This window comes from Weissella ceti (assembly GCF_018394055.1).
Classification (GTDB): Bacteria; Bacillota; Bacilli; order Lactobacillales; family Lactobacillaceae; genus Weissella; species Weissella ceti.
This window is the reverse complement of sequence record NZ_CP074441.1, coordinates 461,190-479,903: the sequence shown is the minus strand read 5'-3', so window position 1 is coordinate 479,903 and position 18,714 is coordinate 461,190. Positions and strand designations below refer to the sequence as shown.

At 42.4% G+C, this 18,714-nt stretch carries 18 protein-coding genes; all 18 read right to left on the bottom strand.

Going from position 1 to position 18,714, the window contains the following annotated elements:
- Positions 1 to 28: 28 nt before the first annotated feature.
- A complete protein-coding gene (locus KHQ31_RS02460) occupies positions 29 to 934 on the bottom strand; it encodes an RluA family pseudouridine synthase (protein WP_213409408.1) in 906 nt (301 codons plus the stop codon).
- Positions 934 to 1,746 (bottom strand): NAD kinase, encoded by an 813-nt coding sequence (locus KHQ31_RS02455; protein ID WP_213409407.1) that lies wholly within the window; start codon positions 1,744 to 1,746, stop codon positions 934 to 936. Before KHQ31_RS02455 ends, KHQ31_RS02460 begins: the two co-directional genes overlap by 1 nt.
- A gap of 4 nt (positions 1,747 to 1,750) precedes the next feature.
- Entirely contained in the window at positions 1,751 to 2,359 is a 609-nt protein-coding gene (locus KHQ31_RS02450) for a GTP pyrophosphokinase (protein ID WP_213409406.1), read from the bottom strand.
- A gap of 135 nt (positions 2,360 to 2,494) precedes the next feature.
- Positions 2,495 to 3,013 (bottom strand): YfcE family phosphodiesterase, encoded by a 519-nt coding sequence (locus KHQ31_RS02445; RefSeq protein ID WP_213409405.1) that lies wholly within the window; start codon positions 3,011 to 3,013, stop codon positions 2,495 to 2,497.
- A gap of 2 nt (positions 3,014 to 3,015) precedes the next feature.
- Positions 3,016 to 3,621 carry an XTP/dITP diphosphatase gene (locus KHQ31_RS02440; protein ID WP_213409404.1) on the bottom strand — a complete coding sequence of 202 codons (606 nt, stop codon included), beginning with the start codon at positions 3,619 to 3,621 and terminating at the stop codon, positions 3,016 to 3,018.
- Positions 3,622 to 3,630: 9 nt separating this feature from the next.
- Positions 3,631 to 4,461 carry a glutamate racemase gene (gene murI / locus KHQ31_RS02435; RefSeq protein WP_213409403.1) on the bottom strand — a complete coding sequence of 277 codons (831 nt, stop codon included), beginning with the start codon at positions 4,459 to 4,461 and terminating at the stop codon, positions 3,631 to 3,633.
- A gap of 198 nt (positions 4,462 to 4,659) precedes the next feature.
- Positions 4,660 to 5,076 carry a hypothetical protein gene (locus KHQ31_RS02430; protein WP_213409402.1) on the bottom strand — a complete coding sequence of 139 codons (417 nt, stop codon included), beginning with the start codon at positions 5,074 to 5,076 and terminating at the stop codon, positions 4,660 to 4,662.
- Positions 5,077 to 5,408: 332 nt separating this feature from the next.
- Entirely contained in the window at positions 5,409 to 5,723 is a 315-nt protein-coding gene (trxA, locus tag KHQ31_RS02425) for a thioredoxin (protein WP_213409401.1), read from the bottom strand.
- A gap of 49 nt (positions 5,724 to 5,772) precedes the next feature.
- On the bottom strand, positions 5,773 to 8,157 hold the full coding sequence (locus KHQ31_RS02420; protein WP_213409400.1) for an endonuclease MutS2: 2,385 nt from the start codon (positions 8,155 to 8,157) through the stop codon (positions 5,773 to 5,775).
- A gap of 8 nt (positions 8,158 to 8,165) precedes the next feature.
- On the bottom strand, positions 8,166 to 8,672 hold the full coding sequence (locus KHQ31_RS02415) for a CvpA family protein (protein ID WP_213409399.1): 507 nt from the start codon (positions 8,670 to 8,672) through the stop codon (positions 8,166 to 8,168).
- On the bottom strand, positions 8,672 to 8,899 hold the full coding sequence (gene zapA, locus KHQ31_RS02410; protein ID WP_213409398.1) for a cell division protein ZapA: 228 nt from the start codon (positions 8,897 to 8,899) through the stop codon (positions 8,672 to 8,674). Before zapA ends, KHQ31_RS02415 begins: the two co-directional genes overlap by 1 nt.
- Positions 8,900 to 8,958: 59 nt before the next feature.
- Positions 8,959 to 9,561, bottom strand: a complete 603-nt coding sequence (yihA, locus tag KHQ31_RS02405; RefSeq protein ID WP_213409397.1) for a ribosome biogenesis GTP-binding protein YihA/YsxC — start codon at positions 9,559 to 9,561, stop codon at positions 8,959 to 8,961.
- Between the two features lie 12 nt (positions 9,562 to 9,573).
- Complete coding sequence (gene clpX / locus KHQ31_RS02400) at positions 9,574 to 10,818, bottom strand: ATP-dependent Clp protease ATP-binding subunit ClpX (RefSeq protein WP_213409396.1); 1,245 nt, start codon at positions 10,816 to 10,818, stop codon at positions 9,574 to 9,576.
- Positions 10,819 to 10,979: 161 nt separating this feature from the next.
- Positions 10,980 to 12,269: a trigger factor gene (gene tig, locus KHQ31_RS02395; RefSeq protein WP_213409395.1), complete on the bottom strand. Its 1,290-nt coding sequence runs from the start codon at positions 12,267 to 12,269 to the stop codon at positions 10,980 to 10,982.
- 229 nt (positions 12,270 to 12,498) lie between these two features.
- Complete coding sequence (locus tag KHQ31_RS07915; protein ID WP_319606724.1) at positions 12,499 to 14,208, bottom strand: mannose/fructose/sorbose family PTS transporter subunit IIC; 1,710 nt, start codon at positions 14,206 to 14,208, stop codon at positions 12,499 to 12,501.
- Positions 14,209 to 14,409: 201 nt separating this feature from the next.
- Positions 14,410 to 15,597, bottom strand: coding sequence for an elongation factor Tu (gene tuf / locus KHQ31_RS02380; protein ID WP_213409394.1), 1,188 nt, complete (start codon positions 15,595 to 15,597; stop codon positions 14,410 to 14,412).
- Between the two features lie 197 nt (positions 15,598 to 15,794).
- Positions 15,795 to 16,694, bottom strand: coding sequence for a hypothetical protein (locus KHQ31_RS02375; RefSeq protein ID WP_213409393.1), 900 nt, complete (start codon positions 16,692 to 16,694; stop codon positions 15,795 to 15,797).
- A gap of 61 nt (positions 16,695 to 16,755) precedes the next feature.
- The gene (locus KHQ31_RS02370) at positions 16,756 to 18,714 is read right to left on the bottom strand and encodes a ribonuclease J (RefSeq protein ID WP_213409392.1); all 1,959 of its coding nucleotides are present in this window, start codon (positions 18,712 to 18,714) and stop codon (positions 16,756 to 16,758) included.

Below are 18,714 nucleotides of genomic sequence, written 5' to 3'. Positions count from 1 at the left end.
CAGCCTCCCAACTCCTGTTTTACATCTGTTACTTAATTAAATCTGCGTGTTCACCCAAAACAGCGCGAATATCTTCTGGTACTGGACTCTTCACATTACGTTCAACTTGATCAAATGGATCATAGTACGTTAGTGAGAAGGCATGCAAAGCTTGGCGTGTAATCCCACGGTCCATTGGTCCCCCATAAATTTCATCCCCAACCAGCGGATGTCCGATGTGACGGAAATGCACACGAATTTGGTGTGTACGACCAGTATGCAATTGCACTTCAACCAATGTTTGATTATCCATACGTGCCTTAACCCAGTATTCTGTTGTTGATTCACGACCATCAGGACGTACTTCACGACGAATGAAATCATCGTCCATACGACCAATTGGTCCTTCGATAATGCCATGATCATCTGCTAAGACACCATCAACTAAAGCATAGTACCGCTTATTAACTGAATGCTCTTGCAATTGCTTGTCTAGCAAACCATGGGCGAAACGGTGCTTAGCCAGCAAGGCAACTCCTGACGTGAAACGATCCAAACGTGTCACCACGTGCGGCACCAAGTCAGTAGACCCGCTACGGTAAAGGTATCCCTTTACACGGTTAACCATTGTGTGTTCGCGATCAGCTTTACCAGGCACTGATGTAATCCCCGCTACCTTATCAACTAGTAACCAGTTATCATCTTCGTACAAAATGCTTAGTGGTTCATCTGACATCGCCACGATTTCATTTGATTCTTCAGCTGGCAAGTTAATCTTAACTGCTTCACCTGGTTGTACTTCGTCAACCGTGCGTACTTGCTTTCCATTCAATAGCACAGATCCACCACCACGTTTGATTAATGAGAACATACGGTGTGATACACCTTGGTGTGCTAAAAAGGTTTTAATCTTCAGGGCTTCATCCCCTGTATTTGTCCATTCAAAACTCGCCACTAATTTTCCTCCGAGCCAATAAAGCTAGTTTGTAGTCGTTGCCAAAAATTCATATGGCGGTATTCAACAAAGCGAATCTTCTGCTTTGCCACGCGTGATGCAATCCATTCAACGTTGTCCATTGGCACCAAGATATTATCAACGGCAATATCTGGCTTGGTTGTTGCTGGATCGACCACGATACGTACATCATCTGCATGACTCAATACGATTGGTGCTCCTAACGTCCGGTAGACACGATTATTCGCAGAGGCAATTTCCGTTAACTGCATTGCTTCCAGCGTTGGATGAATCACGGCCCCACCAATCGCCTTATTATAAGCGGTTGATCCTGTTGGCGTTGAAACCAACAAACCATCCCCACGGAAACTTTCAAAGAAACCACCGTTTAGTTGCACATCCGCAGCCAACGTACCGAAATGGTATTTAATCGTGGCTTCATTCAATGCTAACCAAGTTGCTTCTTGTCCATCTACCGCGTGAATCGTGACTTCCAACAATGGATATGTCACTTCTTTACCTTCATCTTGCACCAAGCTCTTAACTAAGTCCTCAATTTCAAAGACTTGCCAATCTGCATAAAAACCTAAATGTCCAGTATGTATCCCGACAAAACGCACATTGTCTAATTGTGATTCATAATGATGAAAGGCGGACAATTGTGTCCCATCCCCACCAATCACAATCACAATATCTGGATGTTGATCATCAAAGACAATGCTGCATGGCATGTATTGCGCAATGGTTGCGCGCAAAGTTTCCTCTGCTGATTTTGATTTTGGTGTGTCATTACTATAAATCGACAATTTCATGTGTTTACTCCGTTGCCTGTTGGGCTGCTTCCGCATGGTGTAACGCCGCAAAGATTGAATCAATTTCTGCAGATAAGTCTGCAGCCTTCTTCAATTGTTCCTTCATGTTTTCAGGATCAGCGCCTTCGTACTTGTAATTGATTTCGTGTTCAATTGTGCTCCATACATTCATTTGCATCGTACGGATTTGGATTTCGGCCAAAACCAAACGTTCACCCGTAATCAATTGCAATGGGTATTCAATCACAATGTGGTATGAACGGTAACCAGATGGCTTTGCGTTCATCACATAGTCGCGTTCTTCTAAAATGGTCATATCCTTACGTTGACGTAATAGATTAACCACCTTATAAATGTCATCTGTAAATTGCGTCATAATACGCACACCGGCCAAGTCTTCCATATCTTGTTCCAAACGGTCCAATTCGATATGACGACGGTCTAACTTTTCAATAATGGCTGGTACTGACTTCACACGTCCAGTCACAAATTCCACAGGTGTTTGTACCCCTGCCAAATTAAATTCTGTACGCATACCACGTAGCTTCACCTTTAGTTCATCCAATGTTTGTTCATACGGTTGAAGACGGAGTTCCCAATCTTTGTTATCCATAACAAATCTCCTTTTCACTAATTATTCATCTCCCTATTGTACCAAATATCGGCTTTAAGTGCGCCATAATCACAAAAAACGACTGAGGAATCCCCAATCGTTTCAGCATTTTTGGCACTTTAATTAAAATGTGTGTTATTTTTTCCAGTTAAATGACAAGTTAGGCACCGCCTGCATTTGACGATTGTAAAAAGTAACACCAATTGTTGTTTCAGTCACTGATAAAATTGCGTACGTCCCACCAATATCACGATATTGACCGCGTGGCGCACTAATTGAGCCTGGATTTAGAATCAACGTATTATCAAACCATTCCACACCTAGTTGATGGGTATGTCCAGTCACAATGACATCGGCGTGATTCGCTTGGCCAGCACGTAATAAATTCGTTAATGTGTAGTTTGTGTCATATAGGTGACCATGTGCCATAAAAATGGTCGTCATTTCATCATTGTAAACACGTTCATTCTTGAAAGTAGCATCAAAGTCCATATTCCCACGAACTGTTTGCACCCCTGCAAAAACTGGATCATTGGCCATTAGTTCTGAGTCACCAGCATAAAACATGGCACTGACCTTAGAACGGTAATGGGTAAATAATTCTCGTAAGATACCAATGTCACCATGTGCGTCAGAAACGATTAGATAATCCATGTTTATACCTCCCACCAAGTTGGTAATTCAGTAATAAAGTTTTGCAACGCACGTCCACGATGTGAAATTTGATTCTTTTCAGTAGTCGTCAATTCCGCAAATGACTTGTTGTATGGTGGGTAGAAGAAAATTGGGTCATATCCAAAACCATCTTCTCCACGCTCAGCTTCTAAAATAAGGCCATCTACTTGGCCATGGGCAACCAAACGATCACCATTTGGCTTCATCGCAACAATGGCTGTGTGAAATGCTGCTGTACGTTTTGCTTCTGAAACACCATTTAACTTTTCAAGAACCTTTGCAATGTTGGCCGCATCATCATGATCACCAGCATAGCGCGCTGAGTACACGCCCGGTTCACCGTCAAGCGCGTCAATCATCAAACCAGAATCTTCTGCCACAACGGGTAGTTGGAAGTGTTCTGAAATAACTTTAGCCTTAATCGCGGCATTTTCTTCAAACGTTGTGCCATCTTCGATAATTTCAGGAACATTGTCAAAATCAGCTAAGCTCACCACTTCAATATTGTGCGGCGCTAGAAAGGCTTGAAATTCTTTCAACTTACCAGCATTCTTCGTTGCCAAGATCATCTTATTCATTTCAGTCATTATCTCTACCTAGTCTACTTTCTCTAATCCATGCGCATTGATTGTTAATTGCGCCACATTGATGGGCAATCCTAACCACTTGGTTCCAATTTCTTCAAAGGCCGTTACATCACCTGTGGTGAAATAACTATCATCTTGGTGATTTACCATTGGCACAATTTCATGACGGGCATGTTGTTCATCCAGAATCTTCTCCACAATATTAATTGCTTCCGCCCCGGCATCAACCAAAGTGACATCATCCCCAAAGATGCGTTGCAAGCTATCAGCCATTAATGGGAAATGGGTACACCCCATAATCAACGTATCAATGTCTGAATCGATTAATGGGGCCACTGCGGTCTCAATCGCTTCATGCGTTTCTGGTAGTGACAGATCACAATGTTCTGCAATTTGAACTAATTCAGGCGTTGCTAATTGCGTCACTTTCGCATGTGGTTGAATGGCTAATAAACCATTGTAATAAGCATTTGACTTTACTGTCCCTTGTGTCGCAATCAAACCAATATGATTATTAGTGGTTTCCTCCAAAGCAGCTTGAATTCCTGGATGGATAACACCAACGACTGGAATGTCCAATTTTTCTTGCAAGGTTGGCAATGCTTCCGCAGTCGCGGTATTACATGCCACCACTAACAACTTAATGTCTTGTCCCACCAAGAAATTCGCTGATTCCATTGAGAATTGCTTCAATTCTTCCGGCGTACGAGGTCCATACGGCATACGGGCTGTGTCACCAATATATTTAATTTGTTCATTTGGTAATTGATGTAAGGCTTGCTTAACCACAGTTAAACCACCGACACCTGAATCAAAGTAACCAATCGCACGATTATCCATCCCGCGCCCCACTTTCTCATCACCTACAATGGTAATGCTTCTGTTTATATCTTTCCATTATATCATACGATTTACGCATGACTGTGCGTGTCCTGTACATGATGTTTAAATAAGCTGCCTAAATAGCGGATTACATGAAGTAGTAAAAAACCAATCCCTTGCCTACATAAACAGGCTAGAAATTGGTTTCATTTGTTATTAATAATAATCTTGTTCGTTACGACGCTTCTTACGTCCTAGGAAGCGCGCAATGACAACACCCAACAGTACACCTAGCAGAATCATGAAGAAGCCACCAAATTGGCCACCAAACAATCCGCCTAACCAGTGGAATAACATCCCACCAAAAATGGCTCCCGCAATTCCAGAGAAGAAGGCGCCCATCTTACTTGGTGACTTTTGTGTTTGCTTATTTTGTTGCTTTTGATCATTCTTGTTTGCTTGCTTTTGGCCGGTCTTATTTTGACGATCACCAGTACCAAAGGCTTGCTTTTGACGCATCGTTGAACGCGGTGCAGTAATACGGCCACCACGCATCTTAGCATCTACTGGTAACGCCGGCATCAACATCCCTCCGACTACCAACGCAATTAACGCTAATTTCAATCGTTTCATTTAGTTTTTCTCCAATTTTCTCGTTATGTATGATTTAATCGTTACATTATTGTTATTAAGTTTACACAATACAACTTTTTTCTCGCTTAAAAAGCATCAGCTGTACTATATCTCGGTATTATAACACATGTCATAGCTGTCACACGCTTGCCTTAATACTACCGTTTCGAAAAATGAACAAAAAGAAAAGGCAGCCAGCAAAAATGCTGGTTGCCCTTAACTTGTAAACCACCTTCGACGATATATCTTAGGTGAGCGAACGGTACAAGCCGTTCTTTCTTGACCGAAATGTAGTATATGAACTAAAACACGGTCAATTATTGATCATATTCTTACTTAGCGTATTCATCCAGGATACGGTTCAATTCAGCCGCTGGCGTGTAACCAGTTAGACGTTCAACGATTTCCCCATCCTTTTTAACAATCAAAGTTGGAATTGCCATGATACCCATCCCTTGTGCAGTTTCTGGGTTTTCATCAATATCCATCTTCAAGAAAGAAACATCTGAACGTTGTTCAGACAATTGCTCAACGACGGGTGATTGCATAAGACAAGGTCCACACCACTGTGCCCAGAAGTCGGTCAAAGTAACCCCTTCACTTGTTGCTTGCGCGAAGTTTACATCAGTAATATCTTGAGTTGCCATAATATTTCCTCCTTTTTTCTCTTGTTATTATTATACGCTTGCCTTTAAATTAGCTCAACTCAGCGTAAGTTGCCCCTTGGTCAGGACCCGTAAAGCTAAATGACTTTACGCCACGGTGTGAACCAAGGTATTGCGTCACCCCTTGACGAATTGCCCCTGTCCCCTTACCGTGGATAATTTCCACTGAAGACAAGTTGTTCAACAAAGCACGGTCAATGAATTGATCCAACTTTTGCATCGCAGCATCGTAACGTTGACCACGTAGGTCTAATGTCACAGAAGCTTCTTGACGGTTAACAGCCTTGTTAGTTGTGGCTTTAACTGCTGTACGCTTCTTTGACTTTTGTGCTGATGGTGTTTCCTTAGGTGCAGCTTGCTTTTGGATTTCATCCCCAGCCAAAACCATCTTCAAAATCCCCATTTGGATTTCGTATTGATCATTCTTTAGGACACGTAGAACAGTTCCTTGTTGTCCATATTCAGTAACCAAGACAGTGTCACCCTTAGCAATTCCTTGGTCCTTAGCTTGCTTAGCACGCTTAAGAACGCGGTTATTTTCCGCAGATGGCTTTTGTTCTAGGGCATTCAAGGCACCCTTCGCATCAATCAACTTGTTTTCCTTGATTTGTGCACCATCACGTTGCATCTTGTGCAGATCACTAATAATACGGTCAGCCTTCTTCTTTGAATCTGCCACAATATGGTTCGCTTCTTGCTTGGCCTTTTCAAGGGTTTGCGCACGGACAGTATCAACCTTTTCAAGCTTATCTGTGTACTCATTCTTCATACGACGGTTTTCAGCGATTTGATCACTCAATTCGATTTGTTGCGTCAAGACGGCATTACGACGTGCCACCAAGTCTGCAATCATATCATTCAATTCTTGTGATTCGTCATCAGCCAATGATGCTGCATTATCAATAATCGTACTATCCAAACCTAGACGACGTGAGATTTCCAAGGCATTTGAACGCCCAGGAATTCCCAACAAGAACTTGTAAGTTGGACGCAAAGTCTCAACATCAAATTCCATTGACGCGTTGATGGTATCTGTACGGTTAAAGCCGTAAACCTTCAACTCAGGATAGTGAGTTGTGGCCACGGTATAGGCACCAGATTGACCAACCGCATCCAAGATAGACATCGCAATAGCGGCCCCTTCTTGCGGGTCAGTTCCAGCTCCCAATTCGTCAAATAGAACCAATGAGTTAGCCGTCAAATTATCAAGAATAGACACAATGTTAACCATGTGTGAACTAAACGTTGATAGTGATTGCTCAATTGATTGTTCATCCCCAATATCGGCGAAAATTTGGTCAAACATTCCAACTGTTGAGTGTTCTGCCGTTGGAATAAACAAACCTGATTGTGCCATCAATTGTAGCAACCCAAGGGTCTTTAAGGTAATTGTCTTACCACCAGTGTTAGGCCCTGTAATGATGATGGCTTGATAGTCTTCACCTAAGATAATATCGTTCGGCACAGCCTTCTTGATATCTAGCAATGGATGACGCGCCTCTAACAAACGAATGTTGTTTTCAGCACTCACTTCGGGTTCCAATGACTTACTTGTCATGGCGTAGCGTGCCTTCGCGTTTACGAAGTCCAATTGCCCTAAGATATCAGCGTTAGCCGTAATATCTTGTGCCACTGGTTCTAACAAGGCTGATAATTCAGCTAAGATGCGCGCTTCTTCATGGCGTTCCTTCACAATGTTTTCACGTAGACGGTTATTCATGTCTACTACATCAGCTGGTTCAACATACAACGTTTGACCAGTTTGTGATTGATCGTGCACAACCCCACCAAACTTACTGCGGTATTCTGCCTTAACTGGCACAACATAACGATCATTTCGTTGCGTCACAATTGGATCTGATAGGTATTGCGCCATCTTACCACGTGTGTAGTCTTGCATACGTTGACGGATACCATTTTCAGTACCAGTAATTGCTTGACGAATACGGTGTAGTTCAACAGATGCTTCGTCAGTTACACGACCATCTGCATCAATCGCAACATTCAATTGCTTCGTCAATTCAGGCATGGTCACCAAACGTGTGTAGTATGGCTTCAACGCTGGCAAATCATCCCCACGATCAGCAATGAAGTTTTCAAAGAAAACATGCATTTGCCCTGTGGTAAACAAGACACGACCAACTTGTGCCAATTCAGTTCCACTCAACGCGGCACCAATTTCAACACGCTTCATGTGTGGTGTCACATCTTCCAAACGTGGAATTGTTAAACCACCTTCGAAACGTAATACCTTACTTGCATCTGATGTTTGAGCTAGCCAAGTACGCATTGTATCTAAGTCAGATGTAGGTTCTAGTTGTTGCAGCAACTTCTTTCCCAATTCAGTTGCGACATACGGTTGAATTTGTTGCTTCACCGCATTATATTCTAACGTTTTTAAAATTTTTTCATTCATAATTCAGCCTATCCGATTCGGCGGATTTGCGTCATTAACCAATCTGTTAATCCATTTGTATACGTTGGTGTTTCATTCAACATCCATTGTGCAAGGTGTGAATGTTGCAATTGGATTTGGTACCAATCAATTGACCAATCTTTGGTCACCAACAATAGGATATAGATCATTAGGTATGCTAATGCAACGTATACGATTGAACCAGTCAAACGGTTAAAGAAACCAATCAACGGAATCTTGTTAAAGATGTGCATCACACGTTCAAAACGGTGCCAAACTGAGCCACCAAACGTCATCAACACACCGAAAGTAATTGTTTTAAACAAGAAATTTGCAGCTGGTTCATTAAATACTGTTGTTGCTAACCAGGTACTAACTGGTAGCGTTAAGATTGTCGCAAACAACAATACAACAAAACGACCAGTCATGCGGACAATACTACGGACAAACCCATAGTAGTATCCTGTCTTAAAGCTCATCACTAGCATTAAGGCAATGACAATTGATAAGATCATTATTTTTCAGCGTCCATTTCTGCTTGCATGGTTACTTGGTCTGAAACCGCGTTAATCGCAATTAGCGTCAACATGTCTTCACGACTCAAGTTTTCGTTAATGTGTGACAATTCCTTCAATTGCTTGTTCACAATTTCAAAAACTGCATCCATGTGTGTTTCTTCTTTTGTTCCAGAAATCACAACTTCTTCGCCCAAAATAGTTCCCTTATAACGTGTCTTGTTCATATCATTTCTCCTCTTTTTTAAAATAAAAGTACCCAAGAATATTCTCAGGTACTTCTTAATTATTGTCGTTCTGGCTCTTCCATGCGGGCTTCAATCCATTCCCACACACGTTCTTTTCCATACTTTGTCTCTGATGAGAACATTGTAAATTCTGAAGAACTCGGATCGAAATCCAATTCACGCTTAATCATAGCTTCAGCTTGATTCCACTTTCCACGTGAGATTTTGTCGGCCTTTGTCGCAACAACTAAGACTGGAATGTTGTAGTACAACAACCAGTTGTACATGTTAATGTCATCTTCTGATGGTGCGTGACGGGCATCAACCAAAGAAACAACACCACGCAATTGCTTACGTTGTGACAAGTAGGTTTCAATCATTTGTCCCCACTTTTCACGTTCCTTCTTAGATACCTTAGCGTATCCGTATCCAGGCACATCGACAAAGTAAACTGCGTCTTCAACGTTGTAGAAGTTCAAAGTTTGTGTCTTACCTGGTTGTGAAGATGTACGGGCGTAAGCCTTACGATTGATCAACGTGTTCGTCAATGATGACTTACCAACATTTGAACGACCAACCAAGGCAACTTCTGGGAACCCGTCATCTGGATATTGATTTGGGCGTACAGCCGAAATCTTAAGATCCACGTTATGGACTTGCATAGTGCTCTCCTCTTACTTCTTGATAACCTTTGGGCTTGTGTGAGCCGTTACGTTATCGGCGTTAATAATAACTTCTTTAATATCATCTTCTGATGGCACTTCGAACATAATGTCACGCATCACTTCTTCCATAATTGAACGAAGTCCACGGGCACCTGTTTCGCGTTCAATGGCCAAATGAGCCATCGCTGCTAGTGCATCATCTGTAAAGCTCAACTTTACATCTTCAAGCTTGAACAATTCTTGGTATTGCTTAACCAAAGCGTTCTTTGGTTCTGTCAAAATACGAACCAAGTCTTCTTCAGTTAATTCTTCAAGCGCAGTCAAAATTGGCAAACGACCAATGAATTCTGGAATCAATCCGAAACGCATCAAGTCTTCTGGCAATACTTGAGACATCACTGATTGTGTATCATCAAACTTGCCAGCTTCCTTAGTTGTACCAAATCCAATCACCTTGGCTCCAACACGTTCCTTAACGATTGATTCAATCCCTGCGAAGGCTCCACCAACGATAAACAAGATATTTGTTGTATCAACTTGGATAAAGTCTTGGTTCGGGTGCTTACGTCCACCTTGTGGCGGCACGTTAGCCATTGTTCCTTCAATCATCTTCAAAAGCGCTTGTTGGACCCCCTCACCAGAAACGTCACGCGTAATTGACACGTTTTCAGCCTTCTTGGCAATCTTGTCAATTTCATCGATGTAAATGATTCCAGTTTGAGCACGTTCAACGTCACCATCAGCGGCTTGTACCAACTTCAAGATAACATTTTCAACGTCTTCCCCAACGTATCCAGCTTCTGTCAATGTCGTGGCATCAGCAATTGCAAATGGCACATTCAAAATCTTTGCCAAACTTTGGGCAATGTATGTCTTACCTGAACCAGTTGGTCCAATCATGGCGATGTTAGACTTTTGTAGTTCAACACCGTCTTCGTCCAAAGTGTTTTCTAGCATTGCGTTAACACGCTTGTAGTGGTTGTATACAGCCACAGCAAGCGTACGCTTTGCATCATCTTGTCCAACAACATACGCGTTCAAAGTATCCACGATTTGACGTGGTGTCTTCAAATCTAGGGTTAGATCCATCGCATCTTGTTGGATTTCTTCGTCAATAATTTCTTGGGCCAAAGCCACACATTCATTACAAATATAAACTCCTGGGCCAGCAACCAACTTCTTTACTTCATCGGATGACTTACCACAGAAAGAACAGTAAGCAATGCCTGTTGTATCATCATTAGGATTAAACACACTGCTACCCCCTTATTTTTTCGTGTTATTAATACGGTTACCTTCAATTATAACAGACCTAGGGCTAATTGCTAAGGGTATGTCATAACACTTCTCATTTATTATAGAAACAAAAAAGACCCGGACAAGTCCGGATCTTTTTCAAGTTAAGCGAGGTTAAATTACTTTTCAACCGCTGACTTAACGATTTCAGCAACAACTTGCTTGATAGCAATGTCGTGTGCCAACATGTCGTCTGACAATGCGTTACGGATAGCTTCTTCTTCCATACCGTATTGTGCAGCCAATGAAGCAACTTCAGCAGCAATTTCTTGTTCTGAAGGTTGGATGTTTTCTGCCTTAACGATGGCTTCCAACACAAGGTTAGTCTTAACGCGACGGTCTGCACCTTCAACGTATTGTGCCTTCATGTCTTCAGCAGAAGTTCCAGTGATTTGGAAGTACAATTCTGGTGTAATTCCTTGTTGTTGCATTGAAGCGAAGAATTGGTTCATTTGACGTTCTACATCTTCGTCAATCATTGATTGTGGCAATGATCCACCAACGATAGTAGCGTTATCAACGGCTGCGTTGATAGCTTCGTCTTCCTTCTTGTTTTCAGCTTCAGCATCCTTTTGAGCTTGTAGCCCTTCAGCGATCTTAGCCTTCAATTCAGCCAATGAAGCAACTTCTTCATCAACATCCTTGGCGAATTCGTCGTCAAGTTCAGGAGTTTCCTTTGACTTAACTTCGTGAACAGTTACTTCGAACAAAGCGTCCTTACCAGCCAAGTCTTCTGCTTGGTAGTTTTCAGGGAAAGTAACGTTAACGTTAACTGAGTCCCCAGCCTTTGCCCCAACCAATTGTTCTTCGAATCCAGGAATGAATGATCCTGATCCCAAAGCTAGGCTGTGGTTTTCGGCCTTTCCACCATCAAAGTGAACACCGTCAACTGATCCATCAAAGTCGATAACAACAGTGTCACCGTCTTGAGCAGCAGCTTCAACCAATACCAATTCAGCTTGGTCTTCTTGCAAACGTGTCAATTCAGCAGCAACTTCTTCTTCTGAAACAGTTGAGTCTACCTTAGAAACAGTTAGTCCCTTGTAGTCTCCCAATTCAACTTCAGGTGCAAGTTCGATTTCAGCAGAAATCTTCCAGTCTTGTCCCTTGTCCATTGAAACGATTGAGATCTTAGGTTGTCCAACCATAGTTACACCGGCTTCAACAATTGCGTTGTCGAAAACTTCTGGCAAAACCTTGTTCAAACCTTCGTTGTATAGTGATTCTTCACCGTACATTTGCATGAACATTTGCTTAGGCATCTTTCCCTTACGGAATCCAGGAGCTGAAACGTCCTTCTTCACGTCTTGGAACGCTTGGTCGATTCCCTTTTCGTATACGTCAACTGGTACGTCGAATGTCAACGTTCCGTTGTTTCCATCACCCTTAGTGAATACTGCATTTGCCATTTATAAATTCCTCCACATCACAATTGAATTATGATTTAATTACTATCTTACATACCAGATAATTATAGCAGATTAGCCAGAACATTTGTACCGTCGAACTATAAAATGTCGTGAATTCACTGATTAATACTTACTAAACACCTGATTTATCTCGACTTTACTGTGAATACCTTCAACCAAACAAAAAGGAATGCTAGTTACCTAGACATTCCTCAAATTCATTTTAATGTTAAATGCCGAAAATTCCCAAAGCGAATCCAAGAATTCCAATGGCAAAGATGCCAAAAATAATTGTAATTGGTGATACGCGCTTTCGTAGTAGTGCTAAGACAATAAACAATGCAATCATTGGCATCAACCCTGGAATTAATTGATTAAACAAATCTCCTAGAGTCGTTACCTTTTCTGCATCAAAGACCTTTCCACTCATCATTTGATTAGCAATATCCAAAACGTCTGATCCATTCAATGTGCCTTCAGCCATTTTAGCTTGGATACCATCAAAGTTAATGAATTGGTTTGCATCGGTCTTAATCGTTGAGATAATCAACGGGAAATTCATTGTCGTCCAACGAGGCACCAATACTCCCATCATGAACATACCCATAGTTGAGGCACCTTGTGTGACTCGTTGCATTAAACCTCCGGCTAAGTTACGACCAATGTTCGTTCCTTGTTCGTATCCAACTTTTTGTCCATACCATAAGGTTGCTAAACGAATCACGTTCCAGGCGACGAAGAATAAAATCGGACCGATCATTGATCCTTGCGCAGCGAAAGATGCTGCTAAGGCACCAATTACGGGACGTAATGTTCCCCAGAATAAGGGGTCTCCTACTCCAGCAACCGGCCCCATCATCCCAACTTTGACGGATGAAATCGTGGCATCATCAATTTCTGCCCCTTGTGCACGTTGTTCTTCCATCGCCATAGACACACCAACAATTGGCGCTGCTAAGTATGGTTGTGTGTTGAAGAATTCCAAATGGCGTCGTAGCGCTTGTGCGTACTCTACTGGCTTATCAGCGTATAAACGCTTCAAAGTTGGCATCATAATGTACGCAAAGCCCATGTTTTGCATACGTTCATAATTGAATGATCCTAGCAAGAAACCTTGACGTAAGAATGTCTGACGTTGATCCTTACGCGTCAACAAGCTAACTGGTCCATTTTGACCAGCTAGTTGCGGATCATCATCGGTAGACATGTCTTGACTGTCATAATGTGTTAGTTGCGTCATAATCAACGCCAAGACCGCGCCAATGATTCCCATCGCGGTCAAATTCAATTCTGTCAGAGCTGACAAAGCGAATCCCAAGAACAAGAAAGGCCAAAGCGTCTTTGATGCCATCATATTAACAACCATCGCATACCCAACAATAACGATGAAGCCACCTGCGACTTGCAACCCACCTGTAATCACTGGTGGAATTGATTGGATTGCGTTAGTGACAGCTTCAGCCGGCAACGCCAAAATCAACATTGCTGGAATTGCTACACGTAGGCCCTGCAACCCTAGTCCAATAAAGTGAAGTGCTTCAATTGCCTTTGCTTTTCCCTGTTTGGCATAATCGTCAGCCATATGCGCAAATGACACCAAAAGTGTACGCAAGAAGATTGTCAGAACTTGTCCTGCGACCGCTAATGGAATCGCAATCGCAATTCCTTCACTAACTGACAATTGAGTTGGCCCAGTAACCAGAATAGCACTGGCGATTGACGCAAGCGCCGTATCTGGTGCCATGGCTGCCCCAACGTTCATCCATCCCAAGGTAATCAACTGCAAGGATCCTCCCAACATCAATCCTTCAATCGGATGCCCAAACGCAATCCCAATTAACGTTGCAGCTAAAATCGGTTGATGGAATTGCCACGAATCTAGCACACTTTCCATACCGGCAAGTAACGCGATAATAAATATCATTATAGTACTTAACATATACCTATCCCCTTATTCATTTTTCTAAAACATTAATACAATTCCATTGTAGACTTTCATGAAAGCGGTTGCAAACATTTTCAAGGGTCGTATCTGTATTTTAAGCACAAAAAAACCGCTTGACTCATAAGAATCAAACGGTTTTTTTAATTAACTCATATTGCTATAAGCTAATAAGATTTTCGTTACTGAAAATTCAGATTAGTCCAAGACTTCTGAAACAGTTCCGGCACCAACAGTACGGCCACCTTCACGAACAGTAAACTTCAATCCCTTTTCAATGGCAACAGGAGCGATCAATTCAACGTCGAATGTCACGTTATCTCCAGGCATAACCATTTCTACACCTTCTGGCAATTGAACAACACCAGTAACGTCTGTAGTGTGGAAGTAGAATTGTGGACGGTAGTTAGTGAAGAATGGTGTGTGACGACCTCCTTCTTCCTTTGACAATACGTAGACTTCACCCAAGAACTTCTTGTGAGTTTGGATTGATCCAGGCTTTGCCAAAACTTGACCACGTTCGATTTCTGAACGGTCAACACCACGCAACAATGCTCCAACGTTGTCTCCAGCTTGTCCTTGGTCCATTGACTTACGGAACATTTCGATACCAGTAACAACAGTCTTACGAACGTCTTCGTGCAAACCAACGATTTCAACTTCATCGTTCAAGTTAACAGTTCCACGGTCGATACGTCCTGAAGCAACAGTTCCACGACCAGTGATTGTGAATACGTCTTCGACAGGCATCAAGAATGGCTTGTCAGTTTCACGTTCTGGTGTAGGAACGTATGAGTCAACTGTGTCCATCAATTCTTCGATAACTGCAACGTTAGCTGCGTCACCTTCAAGGGCCTTCAAAGCTGAACCGTGAAGAACAGGAATATCATCCCCTGGGAAATCGTATTCTGACAACAGTTCACGAACTTCCATTTCAACCAATTCAACCAATTCTTCGTCGTCCACCAAGTCAGTCTTGTTCAAGAAGACAACTAGGTAGTCAACACCAACTTGACGTGCCAACAAGATGTGTTCACGTGTTTGTGGCATAGGACCGTCAGTAGCGGCAACAACCAAGATAGCACCGTCCATTTGGGCAGCACCAGTGATCATGTTCTTAACGTAGTCCGCGTGACCAGGGGCGTCGATGTGCGCGTAGTGACGAGCTTCAGTTTCGTATTCGATGTGTGCAGTGTTGATCGTGATACCACGTTCACGTTCTTCAGGCGCAGCGTCGATTGCGGCGAAGTCTTGTTGTTGTGCTAGTCCCTTGTCGGCCAAAACCTTAGAGATTGCAGCAGTAAGAGTTGTCTTACCGTGGTCGACGTGACCGATAGTTCCAATGTTAACGTGAGGCTTAGTGCGCTCAAAATTTTCTTTAGCCAAAAGCTTATCCTCCTAAATTTCGCAAGTTAACCCCTTGGGATTAACCTTTCATGCTTGCTTTTAAGTATACAACATTCCCAAATGGAATGAAACCCAAAACACACAAAAAATGCATGCAAAAAGTAACACTCCTTTGAGAAGATGACATAATTATATAAAACATTATGCGGTTTGTAAACTAGGCAAAATGAATTCATTTAAAATCCGAAAGCTTCTTCAATTGCCTTTAAACTCGCTTGTAACCATTGCTGCTGTTTTGGACTTGATTGCCCCTCATTCATCCCTGTTAATAAACCTAACAAGTCTTGGACCCAAACCCTTGGATCCTCAATGCCATCATCAAGAAACGGATACATGATTTGCAACAGCACTTCTGCCTGTTGGCGTACCCCTTGCCATAACATTGGGTCTAGGTCCGCTTCTATATTATCTAACACACGCATAATCGCTTGATACGTATGCATGTTGGTTAGCGGTCCAACTTCAGCAGGAACAATTACTTGTGTTTCACCAAGCACAGATACCATATCGATTGTATGGTTGATACCCAATCGTTGCAGACTGTCAAAGATAGTTGAACGAATCAATGCACTTGAAAACGGATCCGTTAACACTCCTTGTGCACCAAATTCATATTCTTTAAGTGGCAATTGTTCAAACTCAGTTAAGCGTTGTTTCTGATCATTTAAGCTAGCATCCCCTAAATGGTAGAAATCACGGGTCATTTGTTTGATTTTAACCGTTTCTTCCACTCGTAACTTCTCTTCAAGCCCATTTATTTCACTTTCCAATGCGTCATGGTTTGTCATCACCTGTTGCAACATCTTTCGTGCCGCAATTGGTCGTTTCGCATGAAGCGCTATATGAATAAACTGTGTTTGCATATCCAATGTTGTATATGCTGCCCAAGAGAGCTCAGTCATAATCCGAAAAGCTTGTTCAAATTGTTCGGCTGCGTCTAAACTCGCAACCAATTGTTGATTAAGTGCAATGGTTTGTTTCATTTCATAGGCAGCCTCGAATAATTCAACTGCTTTATTATAGTCCTGCTCTTGATATGCAACTTGGCCACTTTGTTCTAATTCTGCAATGGTCATTGGTTTCTCCTTGTAAAAAAGCTGGCACCTTATTATAAGAAATAAGATCCCAGCTGGTTTACTATTCTGCCTTTGGTGCTTCATTAGCTGGCGTTTGTGTCTTAGCCTTTGGCTTACGTTGACGACGACGCTTCTTTGGAGCTGCTCCTTCAGGCTTGTTATTTTGGTTGTTTTGGTCCGCTGGCTTGTTTCCTTGTGCCTTTGGCGCTTGCTTTTTCTTAGGTGCTTGCTTCTTGGCTGGCTTTGCTTGACCATCCTTCGCATTTCCACCATTGTTTTGCTTCTTTTGGGCGTTATTGTTATTAGCATTCTTAGCTGGTGTCTTCTTACGACGACGACCATTTTGGTTTGCTTCCATAATAACTGGCAAGATCACTGGCTTACGGTGTGTTTGTTCAAACAAAAACTTCCCCAATACATCGCGCACTGAGTTCTTCAAGTTTGACCAATCAAATTCCTTCGTGTTTTGAATGCCGTCGGTAACAGTCTTCTCAACAAGTTCACTTGCTTCACGAATCAAGTCACGAGATGTCTTCACGTAGACGAATCCACGAGAATCCAACTTAGGCTTGGCCACAACCTTCTTCTTCTTACGGTCGATTGTCACCACGGCGATGAATACACCATCTTCTGACAAGATACGACGGTCATTCAAGACAATTGAGCCAATATCACCAACTCCAGATCCATCAATCATGGTTGATGTCACTTGGATTGACCCACCTAATTCCATTTGACCTTCTGAGTAGTTCAAACGGTCTCCGTTTTCTAGCAAGAAAACATGTTCAGGTGTGTAACCAACTGCGTAAGCTGCCTTAGCTGCTGAATTCAAGACACGGTATTCACCTTGTACGGGAATTACATTTTGCGGCTTCAACAAGTTCAATAGCAATTGGAAGTCGTCACGACTGGCGTGTCCTGAAGACTTCTTATCTGTACTAATTTGTTGTACAGAGGCACCAGCACGGAACAAAACGTCACGTGTACGGGCAACGAAACCTTCCATTGCAACTGCGGGTGTTGTTGCAATAAATACAAAGTCACCTTCTTGAATTTGCATGTTACGGTCTTCACCTTGTGCCATACGTTGCAAATGACGGATAGGTTCTCCCATACGCCCAGTTTCAAGAACTACTGTTTCTTCAGGCGCCAACTTATCCATGTTCTTCATTGAGACGAACAATTCATTTTCACGCATTGGTAAGTCTAGCTTATTCAAACGCAAGGCAGTACGCACAACTTTTTCAATGTCATTTCCTGACAAGACAATACGACGTCCTGTCTTGAATGCAGCATCAATGACTTGTTGGATACGTAGAATGTTTGAGGCAACTGTTGCCACGATAATACGTTCAGTTGCATGTGCACGGAATGATTCAAGCACATACTTGCCCAAATCAATTTCGTGATCAGTTACAGTTGTGTTAGCTGTTCCAGCAGCATCGGCTAGCAATGCGATAACACCCTTGTTTCCGATTTCGGCAAGACGGGCCAAATCAGTTTGGTATGTTGGTGTTGCTGTTGTATCAAACTTAAAGTCCCCAGTGTAGACAACTTGGCCTTCAGGTGTTTCCAAGTTAATTCCCAATGATTCTGGAATACTGTGTGTTGTCTTGAAGAAAGATACAGTTACTGCATCCATCGCAACTTCACTGTTTTCGTTAACGACGTGGTAGTCATCAAATCCCTTAGCCAAAGGTTCAGCTTCCACGGCCAACTTTGCCAATTCCAATGTCAATTCTGACCCAAAGACTGGCACTTGCATCTTGCTCAACAAGTATGGCAAAGCACCAATAGCATCTGCGTGTCCATGTGACAAGAAGATTCCTCGTACTTGATCAGCATGTTCTACTAAGTAGTTAAAATCTGGAATAACGACATCCACACCCAATAGATCGCTTTCAGGGTACTTCAACCCTGCATCCAAGATGAAAATGTCTTCGTTTACCGTTACAGCGTACATGTTCTTTCCGTTTTCACGGACACCACCAAACGGCATAATGTTTAATGTCGTGTTCAT